Source organism: Nostoc sp. UCD121 (assembly GCF_014222285.1).
In the GTDB taxonomy this organism is placed as follows: domain Bacteria; phylum Cyanobacteriota; class Cyanobacteriia; order Cyanobacteriales; family Nostocaceae; genus Nostoc.
Window position 1 is genome coordinate 1 of the sequence record NZ_JACKZS010000248.1, and the last position, 10,271, is coordinate 10,271.

The 10,271-nt window shown below is 43.0% G+C and carries 8 protein-coding genes; 2 read left to right on the forward strand and 6 right to left on the reverse strand.

Annotated elements, in window-relative coordinates:
- Window positions 1–206 precede the first annotated feature (206 nt).
- Both GNF10_RS31745 and GNF10_RS31750 read left to right on the forward strand, forming a co-directional pair.
- On the forward strand, window positions 207–2,774 hold the full coding sequence (locus GNF10_RS31745; RefSeq protein WP_185581406.1) for a penicillin acylase family protein: 2,568 nt from the start codon (window positions 207–209) through the stop codon (window positions 2,772–2,774).
- A gap of 172 nt (window positions 2,775–2,946) precedes the next feature.
- On the forward strand, window positions 2,947–3,390 hold the full coding sequence (locus GNF10_RS31750; protein WP_185581405.1) for a hypothetical protein: 444 nt from the start codon (window positions 2,947–2,949) through the stop codon (window positions 3,388–3,390).
- Window positions 3,391–3,427: 37 nt separating this feature from the next.
- Here GNF10_RS31750 and GNF10_RS31755 read toward each other — a convergent pair whose 3' ends face one another.
- The 6 genes from GNF10_RS31755 to GNF10_RS31780 all read right to left on the reverse strand — a co-directional run bounded on the left by GNF10_RS31755 (window position 3,428) and on the right by GNF10_RS31780 (window position 10,253).
- On the reverse strand, window positions 3,428–4,111 hold the full coding sequence (locus GNF10_RS31755; RefSeq protein ID WP_185581404.1) for a class I SAM-dependent methyltransferase: 684 nt from the start codon (window positions 4,109–4,111) through the stop codon (window positions 3,428–3,430).
- Window positions 4,108–4,440 (reverse strand): low molecular weight protein tyrosine phosphatase family protein, encoded by a 333-nt coding sequence (locus GNF10_RS31760; protein WP_185592502.1) that lies wholly within the window; start codon window positions 4,438–4,440, stop codon window positions 4,108–4,110. Before GNF10_RS31760 ends, GNF10_RS31755 begins: the two co-directional genes overlap by 4 nt.
- A 148-nt stretch (window positions 4,441–4,588) precedes the next feature.
- A complete protein-coding gene (locus GNF10_RS31765) occupies window positions 4,589–5,047 on the reverse strand; it encodes an aspartyl protease family protein (protein WP_179075397.1) in 459 nt (152 codons plus the stop codon).
- Window positions 5,048–5,151: 104 nt separating this feature from the next.
- Window positions 5,152–7,944, reverse strand: coding sequence for a preprotein translocase subunit SecA (gene secA, locus GNF10_RS31770; protein WP_185581261.1), 2,793 nt, complete (start codon window positions 7,942–7,944; stop codon window positions 5,152–5,154).
- Window positions 7,945–8,263: 319 nt separating this feature from the next.
- A complete protein-coding gene (locus GNF10_RS31775) occupies window positions 8,264–8,836 on the reverse strand; it encodes a diheme cytochrome c (RefSeq protein WP_221643593.1) in 573 nt (190 codons plus the stop codon).
- Between the two features lie 508 nt (window positions 8,837–9,344).
- Entirely contained in the window at window positions 9,345–10,253 is a 909-nt protein-coding gene (locus GNF10_RS31780) for a MoxR family ATPase (RefSeq protein WP_114084777.1), read from the reverse strand.
- Window positions 10,254–10,271 lie beyond the last annotated feature (18 nt).

Genomic DNA, 10,271 nt, shown 5'->3' on the forward strand with positions numbered 1-10,271 from the left:
GTCTCTCCGTCTCCCACCTCTTTCCTTGTCTCTTCTTTATGCCCTTTCCCCTTTCCCCTCTCTCCTCTGCTCCCTACTCCCTTGCCTCTTTTTCTAACCAGCTAACTTGTTTAGAGGAGTTTCCCCAGAATTTTGTGGGCATGAAATTAATATTGCTCGCTCTACTGTAATATCAACGTTGTAACATCGCGTGATTTTACTAAACAATGCCACAACCAGCCCAAATAAAAAGCTTTAGGAAACGTTGGTTTCCTCGGATTCTCAGAAGAACTTTAATTGTGCTGTTAGTGCTGGGGCTATTGTTAGTGGGATTCGCCACGTACACTGTGCGCCAATCCTTTCCGCAAGAGAGTGGCACAATTCAACTACCTGAACTCAAAGCTGAAGTAACCGTCCAGCGCGATAAATGGGGAATTCCCCACATTTATGCTGCCAACTCTCACGATTTATTTATGGCGCAAGGTTATATCCACGCCCAAGACCGTTTTTGGCAAATGGATTTTTGGCGACACATCGGTTCTGGGCGACTCTCAGAAATGTTTGGTTCCTCTCAGGTTGAAACTGATAGATATCTGCGGACAATGGGTTGGGCGAGGGTAGCGCAGCAAGAAATTCAGGAAATTAATGCAGAGATGAAAGCATACCTGGAAGCATACTCAGATGGTGTCAATGCTTATCTGAAAGAACATCAAGGTAACGCCCTGAGTCTAGAATATGCTGTGCTAAAGTTCCTTAATCCTGGGTATAAGCCAGAACCTTGGCAAATATTGCATTCTCTGACTTGGGGGAAAGTAATGGCTTACGATTTGGGTACAAATTTCCAGAGCGAAATTGAACGTGCCATCCTACTTAAAACCCTTACTCCCACTCAAGTAGAGGAACTTTATCCACCTTATCCTCAAGACTTGCCAGCGATTTTACCTGAGTTCCAAAAAGGGAAAACAGGAGAGAATGAAAATTCTGACGAGACACAATTCACCGCCTTTGGTATTGAGGAGGTAATAGAGTCAATTACCAAGCCGATGATGGCTTTGGAACAACTCATCGGGCCTACGGGAATAGGCATTGGTTCCAATAACTGGGTGATATCCGGTGAGCTTACAGATACAGGTAAGCCTATTTTGGCAAATGACCCCCACTTAGGTGTGCAAATACCCTCTATATGGTATGAGGTTGGTTTGCACTGCATATCTAAGAGTACAGAATGTCCATACAACGTTACTGGCTTTTCCTTTGCGGGAATGATTGGGGTAATTATCGGTCATAGCGATCGCATTGCCTGGGGTGTAACTAATGTACTATCTGATGTGATGGATTTATATATCGAGAAAATCAATCCCAAAAACCCCAATCAGTATGAGGTAAATGGCAAATGGGTTGATATGAAACTCGTGCAAGAAACGATTCAAGTTGCGGGGAGTCAGCCGATTGTGCAAACGGTGCGCTATACCCGACATGGGCCGATTCTCTCTGATGTTTCACCCAATCTGAAGGAGTTTCAGCCAAGTCAGCCTTTAGCAATACCGCAAAACTATGCCGTAGCCTTGCGTTGGACAGCCCTAGAACCTTCCAAATTAGGGTATGCCATTCCCCAAATCAATCGTGCCCAAAACTGGCAAGAATTCCGCACTGCTGCTAGTAATTATGATGTCCCGGCTCAAAATTTGGTCTACGCTGACGTTGATGGCAATATTGGCTACCAAATGCCTGGTAAATTCCCCATTCGAGCCAAGGGAAATGGACGTTATCCCGTTCCTGGTTGGACAGATGCTTATGAGTGGCAAGGCTATATTGACTTTGAGAAGTTACCCAAAAGTTTTAATCCATCTCAAGGCTATATTGCTACTGCCAATAATTTAGCGATGCGTAAATATCCTTACTTAATTACCGCAGATTGGGTTTATGGCTATCGAGCGAAGCGCATTGTTGAGATGATTTCACAAAAAACCGAACCGATTTCCCTAGAAGATGTGCAGCAAATACAGGGTGACGATCGCAATCTCAATGCACAAACATTAGTACCACTACTGCAATCTATCACTGTTGATACTCCCCGCTTGCAAGCAGCGCAAAAACTTTTGCAAGATTGGAATTTGCAGTTGGGAATGACATCATCGGCTGCTGCCTTGTTTGAAGTATTCTGGAAACACTTGCTAAGAGACACGTTTCACGATCAGTTACCTGAGAGATACTTTCCCAATGGAGGCGATCGCTGGTATGCTGTGATCGCAAATTTAGTAAAACAGCCCAATAGTTCTTGGTGGAATAATCGTAACACCGCAAAAGTTGAGAACCGCGACGAAATTCTGCGGCAATCCTTTACAGAAGCCGTGGATGAACTAGAACAGATTCAAAGCAAAGATCCGAAAAACTGGAATTGGGGCAAACTACATACTGTTACTTTCCGTAATGCAACCTTGGGTAAATCTGGGGTTGCACCGATTGAAGGTTTATTTAATCGTGGTGCATTTACGACGGCTGGTAACGGCGAAACAGTGAATGCTAACCGCTGGAGAGCAAATAAATCCTTTGAGGTGACAGATATTCCTTCCCTGCGGATGATCGTAGATTTGGGAAATTTGGATAACTCAGTTGCAATTCATACACCCGGACAATCAGGCCATGCTTTCCATACCCACTACAACGATATGGTTGACTCTTGGCGCAATATTGAATATCACCAGATGTTGTCGCAACAAAAGAATGTCACAGATAACGCTGCTGCGACATTGAAGTTAATTCCAAAATGGGAGAATAAACTGCAACCCAACTAGAGAATGTTAAATTTTGCTACTTAAGTGTAATTACATACACGTTGTCGAAAAAATAAAGTATAAAGTAACAGGGCAACAGAAATCAAGATTATTTTTAGAAAAAAGTATTTTCGCTGGCCATCTATTTCTGCTGACCAACTTTCCCAAAACATAGTTGGAGATAATAGGATTTATGCAACGCGTATTTAAACAAAGTTTTATGTTTTCAGTCACTACTGCGATCGCATTATTATTCGCAGGGTGTGGAGAAAGTAAAGTTGCCCAATGTAACAAAGTCATCAAGGTTGCTAATCAAGCATCTACTCTAGGTCAGGAATTTGGTAAAAATCCCAATCCAGCAAAAGGTTCTAAAGCTTTAACTGAACTTGCTGGTAAGATAGATCCACTTGCCCAAGAGATGAAAACTCTCGAAATTAAAGACGAAAAGTTACAAGGTTTTCAAGGGCGCTTTATCACACTCTATCAGAACATCAGCAAGGAATTGAATAATGCAGCAGGAGCTATAGATAAAAAGAATCTACCAGCAGCAAAGGGCTTTTTGGTATCTCTGAAAAAAAGTAGTACTGAAGAAAGTTCTATAGTTAAGGAAATTAATAGCTACTGTTCTGCTAAATAATCAATCCTACATGGAATCTTGATTACAAAAAAAGTAGTTAAATAGTCGGTCGATAACCACCAAAAACTGCAAAGCTAAAATTTTTGTACCAGCAATCCACATTTTGAAACCCAGCCGCTTCTAGCCAGTGAAGTTGAATCTCAAGGGTTGCCATGCGATCGTATTCCATGCGTTTTTGTGCAGCTTTAAAATCTTCTTCTGAGATACCCTTAGCATGGATAGAATCTAACCAGTGTTGACGATAAAGTTCTTCTAAATCAGGGGTTTTGCCGAGAACTTGGTCAGCGTTGACAAATATCCCTCCAGGATTGAGAACATCATAAATCCGTTGATAAAGAAGTTCTTTGTCAAAATCAGAAAGATGATGAATAGATAGGGCAGAGATTATCAGGTCATAGGAATCACCCAAATCAGTCTCAATGTAGTCACCAATTAAGATTTTGGGAGATTTACCCATTTTGCTAAATCTCAACTTAGCTTTCTCTAACATCTCAGGGGCTAAGTCTAGTAAGGTGAACTCTGCATTTGGGAAAACAGATTGTACCATACCTGAGTAAAGTCCAGTACCAGCACCCAAGTCTAGAACCTTTATCGGTGCGGTACTATCGTTTGGGATGATTTCAACAGCTGTTTTGTAAAAGTCATCAAAACAGGGAATTAGAATACGACGTAAGCTATCGTAATCTCCTGCGGCAGCATTAAAAGCTTCTTGAATATTCATTTTTTAATTTTTAATATTGGTAGAACTTTCTGTTTTAACAACTCAATTAAAGCTGGTTCCATATACTCATATTCATCTGGTATATCTAAACAGATAATTTTTTTATCTTTAAGAAAGGGCAGAAAATTTTTTGATAGCTTGCTTTTATGAGATTTTTCCATCACAAATATCATATCAGCCCATCGAATAGCCTCAGTTGATAATGGTACTTTGGCATGGCGATCTAAACCTGCTGAATCTGTTTCAAGTCCTTCATATTCAGAAAACACAGCCTCAGCAGTGGGGCTTCGCAATTTATTCTGGCTACAGATAAATAAGAGCTTTTTCATTCATTAATTTACTATTTCTTTTATTAGTTTCATGAATTCTGTTCTCCCCTGATTATCTGAGGTCTTACTAATCCTATAAAGTGTTTGTCCAGCCAATGCCAAACCTGAAAAACTGAGTACCTGCTTTCAGCATAAAATATACGATCGCTTACAATACACTCAAATAAGTTTGCTCAGAATTCATCGGCAAAATCCGCAACTTCCGATTTTTAAGGTCTGGTTCTAATCCTAAAACTTCCATTGGCGTTACACCCAAAAGGGCATAAGGTACTTCTGTGAGTTCCAGACAATCAAAGGTTCCTTGACGTTCTCCAATACTTAGTTCTACATCGCGAAAAATTCGCCCCTGCTGCACTCCAGCAGCAGTCTCTACCTGGGCTTCTCCACCTTGGACTAAACCTAGTTGACTAATAATGCTAGCAGGTAAACACAGCAAAGTCGCACCTGTATCAACTAAAACATTATCCAGAGTATAAGAGCGAACTTCCCCCGAAGAAATAAAGCCTCGTTGAGCCAAAACTTGATCAATTCGATTCGTGACAGTAAGGGTAACTATTACTTGCCCCATTTGCTTACCCTGAAGATTTGGTAGTATCAGCTTACCCATTTCAGCAAACTCCTGAAAACAAAATATTTTTGAGAGATGCCTTAAAATACAAAGACGCAAAAACGCCTCTGCGCCTCTGCGTCTCTGTATGAGATATTCTCTACTTACACCATCTCTGATGATGCCTGCATCATCTGCTGCGGCTGCGGTTGGAACATAAACAACGAGTAAACTACATCTCGGCGGATGTTGACCATCATATCCAAGAAGAGTTCGTAACCCTCGCTCTTATACTCAATTAGTGGGTCTTTTTGCCCGTAACCACGTAATCCCACTGATTCGCGCAAGGCATCCATTTGTTGCAGGTGTTCCCGCCACAGGGTATCAATGCGTTGCAAAATAAAGAAACGTTCCGCTTGGCGCATCAATCCGGGTTGAACTTGGTCAATTTGCGCTTCTTTGAGATCGTAAGCAATTCGCACCTGTTCATGGAGGAAGGCTTTAATCTCGCCGACTGTCATATCTTCTAATTGATTTGGCTGCAAGTCTGCTAGCAGATAGACGAATTCTTTGACTTTCTCAACCAACTTTTCTAACTCCCACTCTTCGGAGGGTAAGTCTATGTTGATGTAGTAATCAACGATGTCATCCATCGTTTTTTCAGCGTACTTGATTACCTGTTCTTTTAAGTCTTGACCTTCTAACACCCGGCGGCGTTCAGCGTAAATAGCACGACGTTGATTGTTCATCACCTCGTCATACTCAAATACCTGCTTACGGATGTCGTAGTAGTAGGTTTCGACTTTTTTCTGTGCGCCTTCCAAACTGCGGGTAAGCATCCCAGATTCGATGGGCATATCTTCTTCCACTTGGAAGGCATTCATTAACCCAGCAACGCGATCGCCACCAAAAATCCGCAGTAGGTTATCCTCTAAGCTGAGGAAGAATCTCGTGGTTCCGGGGTCGCCTTGTCTTCCTGCACGTCCGCGCAACTGGTTGTCAATCCGCCGCGACTCGTGGCGTTCTGTACCAATTACGTGCAAACCACCGATTCCCACTACCTCATCATGTTCGCGGGTAGTAAATTGTTCGTATTCCTGCTTAACGCGGTTATAAGCTTCCCGCAATTTCAGAATCACAGGGTCGTCGATGGGAGCTTTTTCGGCAGCCACAGCCACCTTGTCTTCAGCTTCCAGTTCCGGTAAACTGCGATCGCCATACTCACGGACTGCAATTTCTACTGCATCTTTGAGTAGTTTCTCTGTTTCTTTTGTTAACTGGGTGGGGAAAATTTCTGGTGAAGCCCGCCAAGTTTTGACTTTTTTGCCAGGGACAAAACCTTGACCACCACCATGTCCTGTAGGTAATCCAGATGGTTTTTGTACGCTAAAGTTATCTTCATCTTCTGGCATAACGATGCGGGGCATAAAGTATTCCCGCAGCTTCAAACGTGCCATATATTCGGAGTTACCACCCAAAATGATGTCTGTACCTCTACCAGCCATGTTAGTAGCGATAGTAACAGCACCTTTGCGTCCAGCTTGGGCGACGATTTCCGCTTCCCGCTCGACGTTCTCCGGTCTGGCGTTGAGTAATTCATGGGGAACCTCTAGCTGTTTCAGTAATCGGCTGAGAAGTTCGGATTTTTCTACACTAGTGGTTCCCACTAATACAGGTCTGCCCAGTTCGTGCATTTCGGCACATTCTTTGGCGATCGCACCCCACTTGCCCGGTTCTGTCTTAAAGACCATATCAGACAAGTCTTCGCGTCTTCTGTCACGGTTGGTAGGAATTACTGCAACTTCTAGTTTGTAAATTTTTTCAAATTCTGGTTCTTCCGTTTTTGCTGTTCCGGTCATTCCACCGAGTTTTGGATACAGCAAGAACATATTTTGATAAGTAATTGTCGCTAGAGTTTGAGTTTCTGGCTGAATCTCTTCGTGTTCTTTAGCTTCAATAGCCTGGTGTAGTCCATCACTCCAACGCCGTCCAGGTAGCACCCGACCGGTAAATTCATCCACAATTACTACTTCCCCATTGCGGACGATGTAATTTACATCCTTCAGGAAAAGTTCTTTAGCTTTAATCGCATTGAAAACGAAGTGTGCCCAAGGATCTTCTGGGTCAAATAAATCTGTGACTCCCAAAAGATTTTCGGCTTCTGCAAAGCCTTCATCTGTCAGTAGCACGTTACGAGCTTTTTCATCTACATCATAATGCTCGTCTTTTTTGAGTGTGAATGCTATTTCAGCAGCTTGCAGATACTTTTCTGTAGGTCTTTCCACCTGCCCAGAAATAATCAGAGGTGTCCGCGCCTCATCAATTAAAATCGAGTCTACCTCGTCAATTACGCAATAATTGAACGGACGTTGCACCACATCTGCCATTGATGTCGCCATGTTATCCCGCAGGTAGTCAAAGCCGACTTCGCTGTTGGTGACATAAGTGATATCGCAATCGTAGTTTTTCTGGCGTTCACTGGGAGTCATGCTTGACTGGATTAGCCCCACACTCAACCCCAAGAACCGATGCACCTGTCCCATCCATTCAGCATCCCGACGAGCCAGGTAATCGTTCACGGTGATGACGTGTACACCTTTACCAGTCAGGGCATTTAAATAACTTGGTAAGGTTGCTACGAGCGTTTTACCCTCACCAGTTTTCATTTCGGCAATTTGCCCTACGTGCAAAATGATCCCGCCAAGGAGTTGGACATCAAAGTGCCGCAAGCCTAACACGCGCCGTCCTGCTTCCCGAACAACGGCGTAAGCTTCTGGCAAAAGGTCATCCAGGGTTTCACCTTTGGCGAGTCGTTGTTTAAATTCGACGGTTTTACCTTTTAGCTCGTCATCAGAAAGAACCTTAATTTCTTCCTCTAAAAGGTTAATTTCAGTAACAGAAGGTTGGTATTTTTTAAGCTTACGAGCGTTGGGGTCGCCCAACAAAAGTTTTAGCATGGCAGATTATAGAACTGAATCAAAGGGGATGGGGATTAAAGGTTCGGCATTGATTATAAACATTTAACCCAAACCAACCGTCTTGGTTGTGGATGGGTGTCAAATGAGAATTACCTCAAAAACAGGAGAAAAACTAGCCAATCATTTAGTAAACTGATTGGTTTTAACTCTTATCTTATATTTAGTCTTTCTTCATAGTATCATTTTGCCCCCAGATGGGGCCAGAGAAGGAGTGGGGGAATAGAGTTATGAGTTATAAGTTATGAATTTTTTCAAATCCTAACTCCTGTAGAGACACGATTAATCGCGTCTCTACTCCTCACTTCCATTCTGCTGTCAGGCGGCGGAAATTGTAGTCGCTAGCGCTGGGATGACAGCTGACACAGCTGCCAACCTGGACGGGACGTGGTAACTTAACTCCTGGATGTAAAGCTTTGAAATAACGTGAGTTACTGAGGCGATAGGGTGTTTCTTCGTCGTCTCGCTGTACACGCGAGAAAGTTGAAAGATATTTCCACACCAAAATGCGCGGTGGATCGACTAAAGGCTGTAGTTGTGCGCCATAGTGCTGCGAGTCTTGCAGGAGATTTTTCCAAGTTTGGGTGGGTAAAACAGATGGTGGTAAGGCAATGTGGCAGGTGGAGCAGTTTTCCAAATACAGCTCTTGCCCAAGTTGGTACTGTGCAGGTACTACGTCAACAGTGCCAATTTCGATGGGGGGAGTAACGCTGTGAGCGTTAGTTGCCAAGGCTAGAAGCCATCCCATAGCTAGGCTCCACGTTACAATTACCAGAAGTAAACCGAAAAATTGGCGTTTGAATTCACGTTCGGCACTTTGCTGTAACCCTTGGCGATCGCCATCACGAATTTTGCGCTTAACAAAAATTGACATTCCTCACATTCCCAGATATTTAAAAGTGGCGCTTGTGCTAATCATAGGACTTACGCAGTATTGGTAGTGTTTCAAATTTTGTGTAAGTAGTTTTAGTCATGGCAAGTAGCTCTGCTTTTATACATCTCTTAAGATTAATCACAGTGGCACATTCCTGGCTATGTAACGAAAAATATCTTGGTAGTTTCAACCTGAATCAATAGAAAAATCAGCCAAAATATCTTAGATTTTATTTGCACTAATATCTTCTCAATCCAGCCTGGAATAAATCGTCAATAGCAAAATAATTGTAGTTTCTGCATCAATCCTGTTTCATAACTCACTAATTTATTTTCTATCTTATTTTGTAGAAGATCCTAACATTTGAAATCCAAGCAAGAGAAGGGAATTTAAGTTTATCCCTTACTTTAGTACAGGGTTGCATTGGATTTCAGATTCTGTTAGTAGTATTTCAAGAGAAAACAATTAGACCAAGATTGAGAAACAACCATTATTTACCTTTTTTACCTTAAGGAATAGAAACCGATCGCAATAGTCGCTCAACAACAGTTCTAGCGTTGCGTCCTCCTCTAGGAATAAGGCGATGGCAAAGAACGTGAGGAACGAGAAACTTCACATCATCGGGAATGGCATAATCACGCCCTAATAGAAAAGCAAGCGCTTGGGCAGCCCGTTGTAATGCTAATGTGCCACGCGGACTGACACCAAGGGCGATTTCTTCATCTTGGCGTGTTGCCCGTACCAATTCGAGGATGTACTGTTGTAAAGAAGTTGTCACTTTTACTTGAGAGCAGATGTAACGCAATTCCTGTACTTCTGCCAAGGTAATACAAGGCTGCAAATCAGCAACCTTCACACCATTTTGGAGATTTTGTAGCATCAGGAGTTCTTCTGCCTCCGAAGGATAGCCCAAACTCAGCGACAACATAAACCGATCCATTTGCGCTTCTGGCAGGGGAAAAGTACCTTGATACTCGATCGGGTTTTGAGTAGCGATGACAAAAAAGGGCTGAGGAACTGGACGAGAGACACCATCAACTGTTACCTGATGTTCTTCCATAACTTCCAGCAAAGCTGACTGAGTGCGAGGTGTAGCGCGGTTAATTTCGTCAGCTAAGAGAATATTGGTAAAGACTGGCCCAGGAAGAAAAGTAAATTCGCCGCTTTTTGGGTTCCAGATGTTAGTGCCAGTAATATCAGTTGGCAGTAAATCGGGCGTACATTGTAGGCGTTGAAACTTACCATCCAGTGAACGAGCTAGAGATTTAGCGAGTAGGGTTTTACCAACACCAGGAACATCTTCTAGCAGGGCATGACCACCACCTAGCAAGGCTACTAGCACTAAGCGTATTGCCTCAGCTTTGCCAACAATGGTAAGAGCCAGATTTTGGGTTAAAGCGTCAATTTTTTCTCTCATGCAGCGGGGGGAGTGGGG